The organism is Weissella sp. ESL1177 (assembly GCF_058107185.1).
Genome location: NZ_CM176591.1, coordinates 913,973 through 931,587, shown reverse-complemented (window position 1 = coordinate 931,587; position 17,615 = coordinate 913,973). Strand labels below are relative to the sequence as shown.

Below are 17,615 nucleotides of genomic sequence, written 5' to 3'. Positions count from 1 at the left end.
AGAAAAAAGTTGATTACATTAAAATCAGACAGAGAAATTTCGGGAATGGCTCATTCTGGTAAAATTTTAGCAGGTGCTCATCTTGCATTGAAAAATCAAATATATGTTGGTATGGATACATGGGAAATTGAAGAAATCGTTAATCAATATATCCTAGATCATGATGCCACGCCTTCGGAAAAGGGATTTGAAGGCTATAAATATGCAACATGTATTAGTATTAATGACGAAGTTGCACATGCGACGCCACGAAAAGGATTGAAATTAAAAAATCATGATATTGTGACAGTTGATTTTTGTGTTAATTGGCATGGCTATGAGAGTGATTCAGCTTGGACATACGTTGTTGGCGAAAGTACCCCAGAAATTGATCATTTGATGGATGTTACACATACGGCATTATACTTAGGAATTGACCAAGCACAAGTTGGTAACCGTTTGGGGGATATTGGTTTTGCTATTCAAGACTATGTCGAAAACAAGAATCATATGGGAGACGTGCGCGATTTGATTGGTCATGGTATTGGTCCGACTATGCATGAAAAGCCAGATGTTTTTCATTATGGCGTGCCACACAAAGGGTTACGGCTAAAAGCAGGTATGGTTATAACCATCGAACCAATGGTCAATGCTGGTGGTTCCTGGGAAATCAAGACTGAAATTGTACCTGATACGGGTTGGGAGTACTATGTCTCAGCAGACAATAGTTTGTCGGCGCAGTATGAACATACACTTGCGATTACAAATGATGGGCCCAAAATTTTAACATCACAAGATCCGGTTGGTGATGCCAAATATTTGTGGCATGAGTAATTAGATAAAAAAACGAGAATGTCATTCGAAAAAATGACATTCTCGTTTTTTTAAGCCGTAACGGCAACTAAGGAATCACCATGTTGGACGGTTTTTATTTCAATAGGTTCAACCGTAGCAAAGTCTGCTGTATTTGTTATCGCCATAATCACAGTAGTGTCATAACCAGCCTCCTTGATTTTCTCAATATCAAAACGACCTAATAAGTCACCTTCATGAACATGTTGTCCTTGAGAAACTTGTGAATCAAAATATTGCCCCTTTAAATTAACAGTATCAATACCTAAATGAATAAGCACCTCAGCGCCATCATCAGACTTAATACCATAAGCATGTTTCGTTTCATAAGCAACAGTAATCGTACCAGAAACAGGAGCATAAACGTCAGTATCAGTGGGCGTCAATGCTGCGCCATCACCCATTAGTTTTGATGAAAAGACTTGATCATTGACATCGCTCAAATGAACCACATCACCAGAAACTGGCGCTTTGATGATTTCATCAGCTAAGTCAGCTTTAACGGATGTCTCAGATGTTGGTTCTGAAACTGTTGATGTGTTTTTACTACCACCATCAACGACTGCAAACTTTGCATCATTTTTCTTACCATATAGATAAGTTAGCGTAAATGCAACAACAAATGAAATAACTTCACATAGTAGATAAGCTGGAATTGACTTTGCGTTGATTGATAGGAAGCCAAGAAAACCAGCTGAGCCAAGTGAAACCGCAACAACGTGCATGAAACCTGCAAAAGCTGCAGCGACGCCAGAACCGATTAGTGCACAGAAGAATGGGAATTTATACTTTAAGTTAACCCCAAATAAAGCTGGTTCTGTAATTCCTAACAAAGCAGAGACAGTTGCTGAAGATGATAGTCCCTTCATCTTTTTATTCTTAGTTAAAGCGAAGATACCAAATGTTGCAGCTCCTTGAGCAACGTTGGCCATTGAAGCAACCACAAAAATAAAATCACCATAGCCAGTATGGTTTTGGGTAAATGCTGTAATTAACTGTGTCTCAATGGCAGGGAAACTTTGATGGAGACCTGTTAGCACAATTGGTGAGTATAATAGCCCAAAAATACCTGTACCAACGAAACCAAGTGTTTGATAAACAAAGACAATACCGTCAGTAATACCGTTTGACAACAAACGCATAATTGGTCCAACAATAACGAATGTTAGAAAGCCCGTTACCATTAATGAAATTAATGGCGTAAATGTGAAATCAACAGCAGATGGTAATTTTTTGTGTAAGAATTTTTCAATTAATGACAAAATATAGACCGCTGCAAGTACCGGAATAACTTGATAATAATAGTTGTTTTGTGAAACAGCTAAACCAAAAATATTCCAAGTATGATTGGCAACTAAATCAGGTGACACCATAATCATAGCCAATGCAGCACCCAAATATTGGTTAGCACCAAAACGTTTAGCAGCTGAAATACCAACTAAGATTGGCATAAAAATAAATGGTGCAGCTGACATTAATTGTATCATTGCTGAAAATCCCTTAATGACAGGGAAACTTTCAACTAAAGCCTTTGGTCCAAATAAGCCAGCAGAAGTTAGAAAATTGTTTAAAGCCATTAATAGACCACCCGCAACCAAAGCAGGGATGATCGGTACAAAAATGTCAGATAACAACTTAATAAAAGCCATTATGGGATTAAATTTTTTGTCTTCTTGAGCGACGTTTTTGAGCTCATCAGTAGAAACAGGTGCAACGTTGGCAATGTTTATCAGTTCATCATAAACGTTGTTAACATCCCCGGGACCAATAATAATTTGATATTGGCCATTGGTTTTGAATGTTCCTTTGACATCGTCGTTTTTGTCTAAAGCCTCTTGGTTAATTTTATTTTCATCCTTAAGGACTAAGCGTAACCGCGTTGCACAATGTGCAGCAGCAGCGAAATTGTCTTTGCCGATAGCATCAACAATTTCACTAGCAACTTTTTTATGATCCATGTGTCCACTCCTTATAACTGAAAGCGTTTTCTTTTTTCTTTACACTTATTAGGATAACGCATTTTTATAATATGTCAAACGTTTGACATAAAAATGTTTTATATTTTTATTAATCCAACTATTCAAAGGTGATTAACGTGTCAAACGTTTGACATTATTCGTCATTTAATTTATCTTAAATATGACGATCAGCAAAATAGAAAGCGCTTCCAATAAAATAGGAGAATATTTATATGACATGGACAAGAGAAAAAAGATATCAGCCCTACAGTGCCTATTCAGAGGTAGTCAAACAAAATTTAGAAAAACAGGCTGCAACATCAATTTATAAACCTAGTTTTCATATTAGTCCAACGTCAGGCTTATTGAATGATCCAAATGGCTTTTCTTATTATAATGGACAATGGCATGTTTTCTATCAGGCTTTTCCTTTTGGTGCCGTACATGGCTTAAAATCATGGGTACATTGTATTTCAGATGATCTTGTCCACTGGCATAATTTAGGTGTTGCTTTACAACCTGGGGGTGAGTATGATTCTCATGGTGCTTACTCAGGTTCAGCACGAGTCATTGATAATCAGTTGTTCTTGATGTATACGGGAAATGTTCGTGATGGTGATTGGCATAGAAATAGTTTTCAAATAGGTGCTTGGATGGACGAACATAATGTCGTGACGAAAGTAAAAGATCCATTGATTACATCGCCTGATCATGTGACAGATCATTTTAGGGATCCCCAATTATTAAAAATTAATGACACTTATTATGCGTTAATTGGCGCACAAGATAAACAGAGTCTTCGTGGTGAATTTTCACTATATCAATCTAATAATTTAAAAGATTGGCAAGATATGGGCTATGTACAACATAATCTTGGTGATTTGGGATATATGATTGAGTGTCCGAATCTTGTTTATGTTGATGGTAAAGCAGTATTGATTTTTTGCCCACAAGGTATATCACAAGATGACCTGCTAGTAAATAATATCTACCCAAATGTGTATACAATCGGCAGGGATTTAGACTTCAAAACGGGTAAATGGCAAGCTGAACAACAAACGCTCACACAACTAGATGATGGCTTTGATGTCTATGCTAGTCAGTCTTTCAATGCACCAGATGGTCATGCTTATTTAATTAGTTGGATTGGGTTACCTGAAATTGACTATCCCACTGATAAAGAAAATTGGGCTCATTGTCTTAGCCTAGTAAAGCAACTAAGAATTATTGATCATCAACTTTATCAATTACCAGTACCAGCAATGTCAACATTAGTTGTTGCAGAACACGCATTACCAAAAAATCAGCGGCAATTAGTGACTGATGCAGGGCAACAATATGAGTTAGAGATAAATTTTGCAGCTGATCAAACTGGTAATTTATTGTTAGTCAGTGACGGCACGATAGATCATAGTCTTCAACTGAAATTTGATACAAATGATGAAGGCTATTTAACAGTTGATCGTTCAAACGTCGGTGAAAAATTTGCAACAGCCTACGGTGAAACGCGGCAAATAGCACTTAAAACTCATCAACCACTAACTTTGGATATCTTTGTTGATCATTCGGTTTGCGAAATTTTTGTTAATGGCGGTGAAAAAGTGATGACATTACGTTTTTTTGCACCAAGAAAACAGACAATGATTGCGTTTGCAGGACAAAATACGATAGAATATTCAGGTAGTTATTCATCATTACGCCATATGTAATCGTCTGCATTATGTTAGTCAATTAGAAATAAGGATGTGTCATTGTGAAACCAAAGTTATCAGATGTTGCTAAAGAAGCTGGTGTATCACCAACAACTGTTTCGCGTGTTATTAATAACCATGGTTATTTAAGCGCGCGAACAAAGCAAAGGGTTTATGATGCAATGGAAAAATTGCATTACCAGCCTAATTCATTAGCAAGATCTTTAAAGGGTAAAAAAACAAAAATCATTGGTTTGATCTTTCCGGGTATCACAAATCCTTTTTTTGCGGAATTGATTGAAAAATTAGAAAAACGATTGTTTTTAAAAGGTTATAAAGTTATTTTGTGTAATGCTGCAGACGATGTCGAAAAAGAACGTGACTATATTAAAATGCTAATAGCCAATCAAGTCGATGGTATTATTACTGGTGCGCATAATCTTGGTATTGAAGAATATCAAAATATTCATTTACCAATTGTGGCGTTTGATCGGCGGTATGCATCGAGTATGCCAACGATTAGTAGTGATAATTTACAAGGCGGTATTTTAGCAACACAGACATTATATGAGGCTGGTGCTCGTCATATTTATTTTATGGGTAATCCAAACCAAAAAGGAAATCCAACTGATAGACGCTTACAAGGTTATCGTCAACAGATGGCAAAATTGAATTTAGAGAGTCACGTGATGCCCATTTTCTTTGATGAGACAGCTAAAATTAAACAAGTATCTATTCAACGCTTTTTAGAAGCTGATCAAGCAGATGGTATTGTCTGTAGTGATGATTTAACAGCTGTGCTTGTTTTACAATCAGCAGTGGCATTACAAATTAAGGTACCTGATAAATTGAAAGTTATTGGATATGATGGGACCACATTTATGCAAACTTACTTTCCACAACTAACAACGATTGTGCAACCATTAGATGATATTGTCATGATGCTCGTTGAACGTTTGCTAAATCGCATGTCAACTGATGTTGATCGATACGAGGAAAATGACTTTATTTTACCAGTTTCGCTTTATCATGGAACAACAGTATAGATAAAACAAATACCGTTTTGAACAGTAAACATTTGACTGTTTCAAAACGGTATTTGTTTTTTTATATAAAAATAAGTCAAATTATTTGTTATCAATATGATAACTTAAGAGAAGTCAGTACTATTTTTAACAGGTAAAGTATCAAAATAATAACGATTATTTAAAAACCTGACTAGTCTAGAAAACCCCTGTTAATTATGGTTTGACTATACCTGACTAGTCTGGTTGGTAAAACCTTGATGCATAAGGCTTGAAAACGGTTTCATAGTCTTATAAACTAAAACTGTTGAAAGGCAGGAATAAATAAATGGAGAAGTATCAAAAAATTTATTATGACCTTTTAAAGGCATTGCAAAATAAAACATATTTACCAGGGGATTATTTACCTAGCGATGGTCAATTGGTAATACGTTATCAAGTTTCGCGCGAAACAGTTAGAAAGGCAGTCAAAGCATTAGCCAATGATGGTTATGTGCAACGATTACCTGGTCGTGGGTCAATTGTTTTGAATCGTAAACATTTTGTTTTTCCTGTTTCAACACTTGAAAGTTATCGTGAAATGGTTGCACAAGCACATTTGGATGCTAGAAATGATGTCATTACTATCGAAAGGGATGTTGCTGTTCCAGAAAACTTAACGATGGGTGAAGGGACGTCTATGCAAACGACATTGGTAGTTCGCCGGCGTTGGGTTGATGGTGAAGAAATGGTATTAGATTATGATTATATTAATCAGGATGTCGTTGCCCAAGTCCCTCGTGAAGAGGCTGAAGATTCATTATTCAATTATTTTGAAAACCAACTCGGGCTACAGATTGATTATGCAGTGAAACGAATGACTGTTGAAAATAGTACGATTTCTGATCGTCAATTACTACAAGTCAATGAACATATGGTAATGGTCGTTATACGAAGTGAAACGAGATTAGCAGATAATCGTATTCTGTCATACACGGAATCACGTCATCGTGCTGATCGATTTACAAGTGTTGAATTTGCAAGACGTCACAGATAGAAGGAGTTTATTTATGTTTGGGTTTGGAAAGAAGAAAACGGTAGCGAGTGATAATAATTTATATGCACCAGTTACTGGTAAAGTCATTGCTTTAGAAGCGGTTTCTGATCCTGTATTTGCTGGTAAGATGATGGGTGATGGTTTTGCGGTAGAACCAACAGGGCATGATATTGTCTCACCAGTTGCTGGTAAAGTAACGATTCAACAAGGTCATGCAGTTGGCTTGGAACGCGCAGATGGGCTTGAGATTCTTGTACATTTAGGAATCGATACTGTATCTCTAAATGGGGCACCATTTACAGCTAATGTGAAAGTTGGTGATATTGTTGCTGGTGGTGAGCCGCTAGCTGTGGTGGATTGGCAACAAGTTGAGGATGCCAATTTGCCAAAAACAACAATGGTATTAATTACCAATTCAAAGGACAAACTTGAAGAATTGTCCTTTGAAGAAGTCAATGATGTTTCTGCTGGTCAAAAAGTTGGCCAAGCAACTGCCATACATTAACAGGGGGCATAACAATGGCAAAGCAGAATTATGATGAATTAGCAAAAGATATTATTAAAGACGTTGGTGGTAAGCAGAATATTGATAAAGTGATTCACTGTATTACACGTTTGCGTTTTTATTTAAATGATGAAAAGCAAGCAGATACAGACGCCATTCAAGATTTGGATGGTGTCGCAGGAGCAGTTTACAATTCACAATTAGGCCAATATCAGGTCGTTATCGGTCAAGCAGTGGAAGATGTTTATGATAAGGTTATTGAACAATTAGGCGATGATGTCGTTGATCAAGAAGCAACAGATGCAGCAGTTGAAGCAACCGGTGGTCAACAAAAAAATAAGCCAAGTGGTTTTTTTGGCACGATTAAGTATGGATTCCAATTATTAATTGGAACAATTACAGGATCAATGATGCCAATTATTGGGTTATTAGCAGCATCTGGTATTTTAAAAGGATTCTTAACATTATTTACCTTTAATTTAGGGTGGATCAATGAATCTTCAACCACTTATCAAATAATTAATACGATGGGTGACTCAACCTTTTATTTCTTGCCAATTCTCGTTGGTTATACTGCTGCAAAACAATTGAAATCGGATCCAATTATTGTTGCAGCCATTGCAGGTGTACTTGTTCATCCAACGATGGTTGAGTTAGGTGCCAAAACCTCAAAGCATTTTGCTAATTTTCTTGGTGTAACAATGAATGCTAATTTCTTCGGATTACCGATTCATATTCCATCATATACGTATTCAATTTTTCCAATTATCTTTGCAGCGTGGTTGGCACGTCCAGTTGGTAACTGGTTTAAAAAAGTTTTGCCGTTAAGTCTACGTTCAATTTTCCAACCTTTGTTTACACTATTTATCGTTTCAACTGTCGTTTTAGTTGTCGTTGGACCGGTCATTACATTGATTTCATCAGGATTGGCTGCCTTTATTAATTGGATTGTGACTTTGAATCAAGCAATCGCTGGGTTACTAATTGGTGGATTATATCAAGTCTTGGTCATCTTCGGTCTGCACTGGATGATTGTCCCTTTGATTTCAAACGATATCGCCCAAACTGGACATTCTGTTTTGAATGGGTTAATTAATTTCACAATGATTGCACAAGGTGCTGGCGCATTAGCTGTTTGGGCAAAGTCAAAGATAACAAATATTAAGAGTTTAGCCTTGGCGGGAGCACTTTCAGGTTTTGCTGGTGTGACGGAACCAGCGATGTATGGAATTAATTTGAAATATGGTCGTGTTTTCTGGATGGCAAATATTGGTGGTGCTATTGGTGGTTTGATTGCTGGTCTATTGCATGTTGATATGTTTGGTTTCACCGGCTCGTGGATTGGTTTTCCATCATTTTTCTCAAAGACAAATCCTAATAACATTTGGTACTTTGTTATCGCCAGTGTTGTGACAACAATTGTGTCATTCGTTGCTGTTTACTTCTGGGGATTTAAGGATTCTGATGTACAAACTGCAAAGCAAGCAGAAAAGAAGAATGTCTTTAAGGACGCAGTGAATAATTAATTGAAATGAAAGGAATGATTAATGAGTCAAAAAGATTGGCAGTTAAACTATTCGGAATTGGCAACTGGTGTGCGATCATATGGTGAGGAATCGTTACTAACTCTTGGCAATGGTTATCTGGGTTGGCGTGGTGCACCTGTAATGACATCGTATAGTGATGATCATTATCCAGGTTTATATGTCGCTGGTGTCTTTAACCAAACGTCAACACCAGTAGCTGGTCGTGATGTTATTAATGAAGATATGGTTAATTTGCCTAATCCACAATTATTGAAAATTTATGTTGATGATGAATTAGTGACATTTAATCCAACAAAACGAACAACCACGTTACATTTCGATACAGGTATTTTGTCAGAAAGCTATACATTACCGACAATGAAGGGTGAATTGACCCTTAAAACAAGAAAAGTTGTTAATCCGCGACAAATGCATCAAATCGGGATGGAAGTGGCCATTAGTGGAGATTTTAATGCAGATATCACTGTGCAATTAATAATTGATGGTCAGGTTGAAAATAAAAATGTTAAGCGTTATCGTGATTTTGACTCTAAAGAGTTTCATGTGACAGCCTCAACGGCTAATAAATTGATTGCTGAAACGAAACAATCAGGTATTAAATTAGTTGTTGGTGCCAGAACGATCAGTGAAATGGCTGACTTCGCTATAACGACGAGCCATGAGCAAGTCATTGCAACCGGCGAGTTTCATTTATCACCGAATGAAGTGATTAACATTGAGCGTGTTATTGGTATTGCAACAAGTTATGAAGAAGAAGAACCTGAATCAATTGTTGATGAACAATTAAAACAGGCAACATTTAAAAGTATTCTGGCCGATTCTGTTTCCTATTGGCACGATGTTTGGTCTGAAGCAGATATTATCTTAGACAGTGCTGATCCAGATTTACAACGTATGGTTCGTATGAATGTCTTTCATCTTCGTCAGTCAGCACAACATAATGCCAATCAATATTTGGATGCGTCGGTTGGTTCAAGAGGATTAACTGGGGAAGGCTATCGTGGCCATATCTTCTGGGACGAAATTTTTGTTGTGCCTTATCTAGCTGCCAATGATCCAAAAACGGCAAAAGATATTCTAAAGTATCGTATTAACCGTTTGCCAGGTGCACAAAGGAATGCACAAATTGATGGTGAAAGTGGTGCGATGTATCCTTGGCAGTCTGGTATGGCAGGTGATGAACAAGCGCAGATCATTCATTTAAATACCGTTAATAATGAATGGGATCCGGATAACTCAAGATTACAACGACATGTTTCACTCGCAATTGTCTATAATTTATGGATATACGTACAACTAACAGGAGATGACAGTATTCTTCAAGAAGGTGGTTTGGATGTTGTCGTTGAAACTTCAAAATTTTGGCTGAATAAGGTAACTTTAGGTGATGATAATCGTTATCACCTGGCTGGTGTCATGGGACCAGATGAATTCCATGAAGCGTATCCTAATGCAAAAATTGGTGGTATGACGGATAATGCTTATACCAATTTAATGCTCACATGGTCACTCAATTGGTTGCAAGAATTGAGTAAAGACAATACCTTACCTTCTATTGATGCAGCTTTACTCACAAAGGCAGAAGATGTTGCGAAACGCTTATCATTGGAAATTAATGAAGATGGTATTATTGCGCAATATGCAGGGTATTTTGATCTCAAATCTGTTGATTTTAAAGCATATCGTGATAAGTATGGTGATATTCATCGCATTGATCGTTTAATGAAAGCAGAGGGTGTATCACCTGATGATTATCAGGTTGCAAAACAAGCTGATACATTAATGACACTGTATAATTTAGGTGCTGAACATTGCTTGAAATTAGTGAAACAACTTGGATATACGTTACCCTCAGATTGGTTGGCAAAAAATAAGGATTATTATCTTGCTCGGACAGTCCATGGTTCAACAACCTCACGTCCTGTTTTTGCAGAAATTGATATTAAACTAGGTCATAATCAGGAGGCACTAGATTACTTAACAACAGCAATTGGTTCTGACTATTATGATATTCAAGGCGGTACGACGGCAGAAGGTATTCACATTGGTGTCATGGGTGAAACTTTAGCTGTTATTCAAAATGGTTTTGGCGGTGTTTCATTACGTGATGGTCATATTGTGATTAATCCTAGTTTGCCTGATGGTTGGAAAAGATTATCATTCAAACAAAAATTCCGAGGTATTTTAATTTCGTTGGACATTTATCCGCATGAAGTCAAAGTTGTGACTGATCAGACTACTGTTGCGACAATTTATGATCAAGTGGTTAATTTACGAGCTAACGAAGAAAAAACAATTACGGAGGTTTAGACATATGGGTGATTTTAATGCAATTAAAGGTTTTGCGTTTGATATGGATGGTGTTTTGGCTGATACGGCTCGTTTTCACACAATTGCTTGGCGCAAAATTGCTGATGAAGTCGGTACAACCTGGACAAAAGAATTAGAAGAAAATTTAAAAGGCATCGATCGCATGGGAAGTTTAGCGCTAATCATTTCAGCTGGTGGTCATGAAAATGACTATGATGAATCAGCTCGTGAGACATTAGCTGAGAAGAAAAATGCCAATTATCGAGAACTAATTTCAACATTAACCCCAAAAGATATTCTACCAGGGATGCAATCATTCTTAGATGAACTAAAGAAAGCTGGTTATCAAATGAGCGTTGCTTCGGCTTCTAAAAATGCGCCATTTATCATTGAACGATTAGGTTTAGACACATATTTTACAGCTGTTGTTGATCCAGCATCAGTGTCTGCCGGTAAACCTGATCCTGCTATTTTTTCTGCAGCAGCAACTGTTTTGGATTTGTCACCTTGGCAAGTCATTGGATTAGAAGATTCAGCAGCTGGTATTAAAAGTATTAATGGTGCCGGCGAAATTAGTATTGGTATCGGGGATGTCACTGTATTATCTGAAGCAGATGTGAACTTTAAGCAAACGAGCGATGTGACTTTAGATGCTATTAAGGTTGCCTTGTCTTAAATAATAACGACATATGAAAAGTGTCGGTATGATGTATACTCCAAAAGTTAAAGTAAAAACTTAACTTTTGGGGTATTTTTGTATCTTTTTTATTAATTAATAATTCTTAAAACGTTTAACCCTTAAAAAGGGTTAAACGGTGCATACAAGTATGGTATTATTTGTGACACATATCATTAAGTATAATAAAGGAAGTGATATCATGGCAAAGTTTATTTTTCCAACGACAGCGATTAGTGATTTAAAGAATAGTTATGATTTTGTGGTGATTGGTTCAGGTATAACAGGAATGACTGCAGCAATTCAAGCACAAGAATTAGGGCTGGATGTGGCTATTTTTGAAAAGTTATCAGTATTAGGTGGTAATTCTGTGCGTGCTTCAACGGGGATGAATGCGACTGAAACTTTAGTGCAACTTTCACATGGGGTTATTGATGATCGTGTGGCTTTTTATGACGAAACTTTACGTGGTGGTCATGGTACAAACAATCACCAGTTATTAAAATATTTTGTCGGTCACTCTGAATCAGCGATTAATTGGTTAGCAAAACACGACATTAATTTAACGGATTTGACGACAACTGGTGGTATGTCACAAAAACGTGCGCATCGACCAGAAAATAAAGAGGCCATTGGCAATTATTTAGTAAAGAATTTACAAAAACAACTACTTAACAAGCAGATACCACTTTTTTCAGAGACAAAGGCAGTACAAATAATCAAAGATGATGGGGAAGTAACAGGATTAAAGGTTAATCACCGTGCTATCGGTGATAAAGTCATTCAAACGCGAGCAATTTTAATTGCGACTGGTGGCTTTGCTCAGAATAAGATGATGTTAGCAAAGTATGCTCCAGAGTTACTGTCCTTAAAATCAACGAATCACGCAGGAGCAACAGGTGATGGGGTACAATTAGCAGTTGCAGCTGGTGCCTCATTAGTTGATATGAACAAAATTCAAGTGCATCCTACTGCACAACAAGATACTGATCATGTTTATTTGATTGGAGAAGGTGTGCGAGGTGAAGGTGCCATTTTAGTTAATCAAGATGGTCAACGTTTTGTGAATGAGATGACTACTCGTGATGAAGTAACTGCGGCAATTAATCATTTAAATGAAGATGGTGCGACGCTAATTTTTGATCAAGGCGTACGCCAAGCATTTCCAGCCATTGATTTTTATGATGCTGTTGGTTTAGTAAAGCAGGCAGATAGTTTGTCACTACTTGCTGAAAAAGCTCATTTAAATGGTGAAAAGCTTGTGACAACGGTTGCAGAGTGGAATGAAAGTCAAAAATTAGGGATAGACACGGCGTTTGGCCGGCAGAATGTCATTCATCGTGAGCTGACGATGTCACCATTTTATGCGATTCATATTAAGCCTGCTATCCATTACACGATGGGAGGTATTAATATTAATCAGTTGACGGAAGTTTTAAATAGACAGGGAAATAAGATTAATGGGTTATATGCTGCTGGTGAAGCTGCTGGTGGTTTACATGGTGACAATCGAATTGGTGGTAATTCAATTGCCGAAACTGTTATTTTTGGCCGTCAAGCAGGAATCCAAGTTGCAAAATACATTTTAGAACTTTAAACTGCTATTTTTACTTGCATATTATTTTTATATTAGTATTATGAAATATGAGTATTATTATGTCTGTTGGGAGGAAAACAGTAAGACAATGAACAGTGGTACCGACGATTCGGGTGATAGACAGGGTGTTATCGATTCACAAAAGAAAGAAAAAATCGTACGTATTATTAGTGAACTAGCGACGATAATGTGTGTATTGATGTATGTTTCGTATATTTCAGAAATAAATAGTAATTTATCGGGACACCCCGTACCGCTTAGTCAACCGCTAACAATGATGTTAGATGCAATCTTATGGACTGGTTATGGATGGTTAAAAAAATATCGTGATTGGCCGCTAGTGATTTCAAATGTACCTGGCGTATTTTTTGGAATTGTGACAATTTTGACGATATATATTCACTGACAGTAAAAAGTTAAATATAAAAAGTGATTGGCTATTTTCATAGTCAGTCATTTTTGGTTTTTTTAAATAAAATGTTGTCTATAAAGTTTATTGTGCCACGTAGCCACCATCAATAACAAATTCTGATTCATTTAAAGCGAAATAAACACAGCTATAGGCGATATTATCTGGTTCCCCAAGATGTTTCATTGGTGTTTTAGAACGTTGTAACATAAATTCAACCATACCAGGGGCATTTTCTTTAACTATGGGTGTGCGAATGTAACCAGGTGTGCAGTTATTCATATTTTTAATGATTTATACCATTATAATTAAAGCAACAAAATGACGCACTTAATTATTAATAAAACACTTTTATTTATTTAAATATATTTTATATAGTATGTTTAATAATATTTTTAGTATAAAAATAAGTCAATAATATGTCATTACAAAAATCACTTGATATTTGTTGCGTAAGCGTTTACTATGTTTGTGAGGGTTATTTATATACAAAAGGAGATTTTATCATGGAAGCACTTGTGTTAACGGGGATTAAGCAGTTAGAGGTGAAGGATGTTGATCGTCCATCAGTATTACCTAATGAGGTCTTAATCCATACTGCATTTGCAGGAATTTGCGGAACAGACCATGCGTTGTATGCTGGATTACCTGGTTCTACAAATGCTGTTCCACCAATTGTTTTGGGACACGAAAATTCGGGCGTAGTTACTGAAGTAGGGGATGCAGTCACAAATGTTAAAGTAGGGGATCGTGTGACTGTTGATCCTAATATTTATTGTGGTCAATGTAAATTCTGCCGTACCGGGCGTCCTGAATTATGTGAGAATTTGTCAGCTGTTGGTGTGACGCGTGATGGGGGTTTTGAAGAATATTTTACTGCACCAGCTTCAGTCGTTTATCAAATTCCTGATAATGTTTCATTGAAATCAGCATCAGTTGTTGAGCCAATTTCTTGTGCTGTTCATGGTATTAAGCTTTTGAAGGTATCACCTTACCAAAAGGCATTAGTTATTGGTGATGGCTTTATGGGTGAGTTGTTTGTTCAAATTTTGCAAGCTTACGGTATTCATCAAGTTGATTTAGCAGGTATTGTTGATGAAAAACTTGCAATGAATAAAGAAAAGTTTGGTGTTAAGAATACTTTCAATACAAATAATGGTGATAAAATTCCGACAGAAGCTTACGATGTTGTGATTGAAGCAGTTGGTATGCCACAAACACAAGAAGAAGCGATTGCATCAGCTGCACGAGGCGCACAAGTATTGATGTTTGGTGTTGGTGGTCCAGATGCAAAGTTTGAAATGAACACATATGAAATTTTCCAAAAACAATTAACAATTCAAGGATCATTCATCAATCCAAATAGTTTTGAAGATTCATTAGCTTTGTTATCGTCTGGTAAATTAAATGTTGAAGATTTGATGTCACATGAATTGGATTACAAGACAGTTGATGATTTTGTTAATGGTAAATTAGGTGTTGTTTCTAAGGCTGTCGTCAAAGTTGGTGGTGAAGAAGCTTAATTGACTTTGAAACGCAAAAATAGTGATGTAGACGCATTAATAAGTGGCTTTTTTGCTCAGATAAGTGTTAGTTGACGTTATTGGGAGAACATGTCTTTCGTAACTTACTTTACTGATTAATTGCTGTTGGCATATAACATCAGTGAATACGAAATAGGTGTTATTATAAAAGGTAAAGGGGAAAATGATGGCATTTGCTGATTATTATTCAGGATTACAACATGTTGGTATTCCAACATCTTCCTTAGAGGAATCAGAAAAATTTTGGAAAAAGTTAGGATTTAAAAAAGTTGGTGATTTTCCAGTTGGTCATGTTATCTTTATGCAACGTGAAAATTTAGTTATTGAAGCATGGACAGGCGATGAAATTGTTGGTAAGCCTGGTGCAATTAATCATATTTCAATGGACACAAGTGATGCAGATGCAGCATTTGTGGCAGCCAAAAAAGAAGGCTTCCAGTTAATTGATAATGAAGTACAACATTTACCATTTTGGGATAAAGGCATTAAATTTTTTAACGTTCAAGGACCAGATGGTGTGATTGTTGAGTTTTGTGAAATAATTGCGTGAGATTAACAAAAGAAGCTAGGATAAAAGTAAAAACAAATCTGAATATTCAAATTATACATGATGAAATTGACTACTTATCGTAATTATATGATAAGCACCTGTTGAACTACAGGCGTCACTTCGTATAGTATGGATATTTTATTGTTAATAAGACTTTTATCCCAGCTTCTTTTATTAGTGACGTATGAACTTATCATCGTGTGATGAGTCAGATGTATCTTTTCGATAACGTTCGACGGTCATATGTAAATCGTATTTCTCTCGCAATTGTGCTAAATCTGTCATCATTTCTGATGCGTGGTGCTTATCGAGTGCATCTTGATTTTCCCAACTATCAATTAACATGACTGTTTCAGGATCATCCCAGGGTATAAAATAATGATATTTCAAGTTACCTCTTTCAGCACGAATTTTTGCAACAATTCCCTGGTCAATCATTTCTTGAACGAATTTTTTTGCAGCACCATTTGTCCCAGTGTAGTATAAATTAACGGTTAAACACATTGTTTTTTCCTTTCGCCTGTGTCTTTTAAACAGTACTATTATATTAGAAAACGATTTCAAAATCAAAAGAACAGATATCATATCAGGCACTAAATGATTAAATAACATGAAATGAGTGAATTTTATACTGTCGTTATTTTAGTATAATATCCGTGTATGTTACAAATATTTATAACATTTTTTTATTTAAAAAAGAACTTGAAATCTAATTGATTGACATCAGGACATCAGTAGATAACAAGTTCTTATTTTTGTTATTATGTCTATTTCGTAACGGCCGTTGTAATATCTTCCACTGCTAAAATAGACTCTTTGATCGTATCCGTGGTAATTGGCGTTTTCGTAGGAACGAAATGCATTTGCGTACTTGGAGCCGCTGCAGTTTGCGCAAGATATTCAATATCTTGGTCACTAATATCTTTTAAATCAAGATCCGCTAGGCTAATTGGTAAACCAAGCTTGATATAGAAGGGTAATAGCTTTTTCAAATCGTCAGTGTGATGTTCAATCGCCAATAGGACGAGAATACCATAAGCAACTTTGGCACCATGTAGATGTGATGATGTTGCTGGAAAGCTAGTCAATGCGTCATGAATGGCGTGAGCACCAGAGGCACGACCATAGTCATCACCCCAACCGCCAACAGTTCCTGCCATAACAATAATCGTTTCAGCAACCTGGCGCCATCTTGGTGTTAACTGACCTGCGCGCATATCATTTACGGCGCCAATAGCATGCTTGAGCAAAATTTCTTTACAGTTACGGCCCATTTGTTGTGAAATCATTAGGGCAATTGTATATGCGTTTTCAGGTAATTGTTCAAAAATAAGTTCAGATTCATAGAATTTTGCTAAGGTATCACCAATACCAGCCACAAAATAATCAATTGGTGAATTTAGAATAACCTGTGGATTTAATAACATTAAATTTGCGGTTTCTAAATAGATTTGATGATCAATATGTTCACCGGATTCTTTGTAGTGGACAGAAATAGCAGACCAAGGTGCGCAATTACTAGCTAAAGTTGGTATTAATACAAGGTAACGATGGGTTCCTGTTGTGACACTTTTAGCGGTATCAAGAACTTTACCACCACCAAGACCAACGACCATATCAATTTGATTCTCATCTGCAATGCTTCGTATCCGAGCAATTTCTTCATATGAACATTCACCGCCAAAAGGCACGTCAATGACTTTAACATTAGTTGGCCAATCGGGTAAGTACGGTTGTGCAGCCGCTAAAGATTTCTCACCATGTAAAAATAATAATGACTTAATATTTAATTCATTAATAAATTCTGGTAAATAATTGTAAGCCTCATTATCTGAAATATAACGCTGTGGTCCACTTTGTGAAATCATATGATGCTCCTTTATAAATTAATTAATAAACCTAACAAATTATCTGTGTAACGGGTTCATTAGTAACG

Annotated in this window: 16 protein-coding genes; 12 read left to right on the top strand and 4 right to left on the bottom strand. The window is 36.4% G+C overall.

Features of this window, described 5'->3' with window-relative positions:
* Positions 1-9 precede the first annotated feature (9 nt).
* Positions 10-813, top strand: a complete 804-nt coding sequence (gene map / locus AC3B5D_RS04425) for a type I methionyl aminopeptidase (protein WP_489839314.1) — start codon at positions 10-12, stop codon at positions 811-813.
* 50 nt (positions 814-863) lie between these two features.
* Here the strand turns inward: map and AC3B5D_RS04420 are convergent, their stop codons facing one another.
* Positions 864-2,789 carry a sucrose-specific PTS transporter subunit IIBC gene (locus tag AC3B5D_RS04420; protein ID WP_489839315.1) on the bottom strand — a complete coding sequence of 642 codons (1,926 nt, stop codon included), beginning with the start codon at positions 2,787-2,789 and terminating at the stop codon, positions 864-866.
* Positions 2,790-3,022: 233 nt separating this feature from the next.
* Here AC3B5D_RS04420 and AC3B5D_RS04415 point away from each other — a divergent pair, with 233 nt between their 5' ends.
* The 9 genes from AC3B5D_RS04415 (at position 3,023) to AC3B5D_RS04375 (ending at position 13,582) form a co-directional block, all read left to right on the top strand.
* Positions 3,023-4,498 carry a sucrose-6-phosphate hydrolase gene (locus AC3B5D_RS04415; protein WP_489839316.1) on the top strand — a complete coding sequence of 492 codons (1,476 nt, stop codon included), beginning with the start codon at positions 3,023-3,025 and terminating at the stop codon, positions 4,496-4,498.
* 44 nt (positions 4,499-4,542) lie between these two features.
* On the top strand, positions 4,543-5,526 hold the full coding sequence (locus tag AC3B5D_RS04410) for a LacI family DNA-binding transcriptional regulator (RefSeq protein WP_489839317.1): 984 nt from the start codon (positions 4,543-4,545) through the stop codon (positions 5,524-5,526).
* A 307-nt stretch (positions 5,527-5,833) separates the two neighbouring features.
* Complete coding sequence (gene treR / locus AC3B5D_RS04405) at positions 5,834-6,541, top strand: trehalose operon repressor (RefSeq protein ID WP_489839318.1); 708 nt, start codon at positions 5,834-5,836, stop codon at positions 6,539-6,541.
* Positions 6,542-6,554: 13 nt separating this feature from the next.
* Positions 6,555-7,046, top strand: a complete 492-nt coding sequence (locus tag AC3B5D_RS04400; protein WP_489839319.1) for a PTS sugar transporter subunit IIA — start codon at positions 6,555-6,557, stop codon at positions 7,044-7,046.
* 14 nt (positions 7,047-7,060) lie between these two features.
* Complete coding sequence (locus tag AC3B5D_RS04395; RefSeq protein ID WP_489839320.1) at positions 7,061-8,572, top strand: PTS transporter subunit EIIC; 1,512 nt, start codon at positions 7,061-7,063, stop codon at positions 8,570-8,572.
* Between the two features lie 21 nt (positions 8,573-8,593).
* Positions 8,594-10,903 carry a glycoside hydrolase family 65 protein gene (locus AC3B5D_RS04390; protein WP_489839321.1) on the top strand — a complete coding sequence of 770 codons (2,310 nt, stop codon included), beginning with the start codon at positions 8,594-8,596 and terminating at the stop codon, positions 10,901-10,903.
* A gap of 4 nt (positions 10,904-10,907) precedes the next feature.
* On the top strand, positions 10,908-11,579 hold the full coding sequence (pgmB, locus tag AC3B5D_RS04385; protein WP_489839322.1) for a beta-phosphoglucomutase: 672 nt from the start codon (positions 10,908-10,910) through the stop codon (positions 11,577-11,579).
* Positions 11,580-11,781: 202 nt separating this feature from the next.
* A complete protein-coding gene (locus tag AC3B5D_RS04380) occupies positions 11,782-13,176 on the top strand; it encodes a flavocytochrome c (protein WP_489839323.1) in 1,395 nt (464 codons plus the stop codon).
* An 88-nt stretch (positions 13,177-13,264) separates the two neighbouring features.
* Positions 13,265-13,582, top strand: a complete 318-nt coding sequence (locus AC3B5D_RS04375; RefSeq protein WP_489839324.1) for a SemiSWEET family transporter — start codon at positions 13,265-13,267, stop codon at positions 13,580-13,582.
* Between the two features lie 87 nt (positions 13,583-13,669).
* Here AC3B5D_RS04375 and AC3B5D_RS04370 read toward each other — a convergent pair whose 3' ends face one another.
* Positions 13,670-13,807 (bottom strand): hypothetical protein, encoded by a 138-nt coding sequence (locus AC3B5D_RS04370; RefSeq protein WP_489839325.1) that lies wholly within the window; start codon positions 13,805-13,807, stop codon positions 13,670-13,672.
* A 284-nt stretch (positions 13,808-14,091) separates the two neighbouring features.
* Between AC3B5D_RS04370 and AC3B5D_RS04365 the strand changes: the two genes are divergently transcribed.
* Together AC3B5D_RS04365 and AC3B5D_RS04360 are read left to right on the top strand one after the other, a co-directional pair.
* Positions 14,092-15,108, top strand: a complete 1,017-nt coding sequence (locus AC3B5D_RS04365) for a zinc-dependent alcohol dehydrogenase family protein (protein WP_489839326.1) — start codon at positions 14,092-14,094, stop codon at positions 15,106-15,108.
* A gap of 187 nt (positions 15,109-15,295) precedes the next feature.
* Positions 15,296-15,679: a VOC family protein gene (locus AC3B5D_RS04360; RefSeq protein WP_489839327.1), complete on the top strand. Its 384-nt coding sequence runs from the start codon at positions 15,296-15,298 to the stop codon at positions 15,677-15,679.
* A gap of 174 nt (positions 15,680-15,853) precedes the next feature.
* Here AC3B5D_RS04360 and AC3B5D_RS04355 read toward each other — a convergent pair whose 3' ends face one another.
* The gene (locus tag AC3B5D_RS04355; RefSeq protein WP_489839328.1) at positions 15,854-16,183 is read right to left on the bottom strand and encodes a putative quinol monooxygenase; all 330 of its coding nucleotides are present in this window, start codon (positions 16,181-16,183) and stop codon (positions 15,854-15,856) included.
* A gap of 263 nt (positions 16,184-16,446) precedes the next feature.
* Positions 16,447-17,547, bottom strand: coding sequence for an iron-containing alcohol dehydrogenase family protein (locus AC3B5D_RS04350; protein ID WP_489839329.1), 1,101 nt, complete (start codon positions 17,545-17,547; stop codon positions 16,447-16,449).
* Positions 17,548-17,615 lie beyond the last annotated feature (68 nt).

Coding starts and splice junctions, on each gene's coding strand:
- AC3B5D_RS04420 (WP_489839315.1), bottom strand. CDS start 2,789: ATGGATCATAAAAAAGTTGCTAGTGAAATTGTTGATGCTATCGGCAAA.
- AC3B5D_RS04415 (WP_489839316.1), top strand. CDS start 3,023: ATGACATGGACAAGAGAAAAAAGATATCAGCCCTACAGTGCCTATTCA.
- treR (WP_489839318.1), top strand. CDS start 5,834: ATGGAGAAGTATCAAAAAATTTATTATGACCTTTTAAAGGCATTGCAA.
- AC3B5D_RS04400 (WP_489839319.1), top strand. CDS start 6,555: ATGTTTGGGTTTGGAAAGAAGAAAACGGTAGCGAGTGATAATAATTTA.
- AC3B5D_RS04395 (WP_489839320.1), top strand. CDS start 7,061: ATGGCAAAGCAGAATTATGATGAATTAGCAAAAGATATTATTAAAGAC.
- AC3B5D_RS04390 (WP_489839321.1), top strand. CDS start 8,594: ATGAGTCAAAAAGATTGGCAGTTAAACTATTCGGAATTGGCAACTGGT.
- pgmB (WP_489839322.1), top strand. CDS start 10,908: ATGGGTGATTTTAATGCAATTAAAGGTTTTGCGTTTGATATGGATGGT.
- AC3B5D_RS04380 (WP_489839323.1), top strand. CDS start 11,782: ATGGCAAAGTTTATTTTTCCAACGACAGCGATTAGTGATTTAAAGAAT.
- AC3B5D_RS04375 (WP_489839324.1), top strand. CDS start 13,265: ATGAACAGTGGTACCGACGATTCGGGTGATAGACAGGGTGTTATCGAT.
- AC3B5D_RS04370 (WP_489839325.1), bottom strand. CDS start 13,807: ATGGTTGAATTTATGTTACAACGTTCTAAAACACCAATGAAACATCTT.
- AC3B5D_RS04365 (WP_489839326.1), top strand. CDS start 14,092: ATGGAAGCACTTGTGTTAACGGGGATTAAGCAGTTAGAGGTGAAGGAT.
- AC3B5D_RS04360 (WP_489839327.1), top strand. CDS start 15,296: ATGGCATTTGCTGATTATTATTCAGGATTACAACATGTTGGTATTCCA.
- AC3B5D_RS04355 (WP_489839328.1), bottom strand. CDS start 16,183: ATGTGTTTAACCGTTAATTTATACTACACTGGGACAAATGGTGCTGCA.
- AC3B5D_RS04350 (WP_489839329.1), bottom strand. CDS start 17,547: ATGATTTCACAAAGTGGACCACAGCGTTATATTTCAGATAATGAGGCT.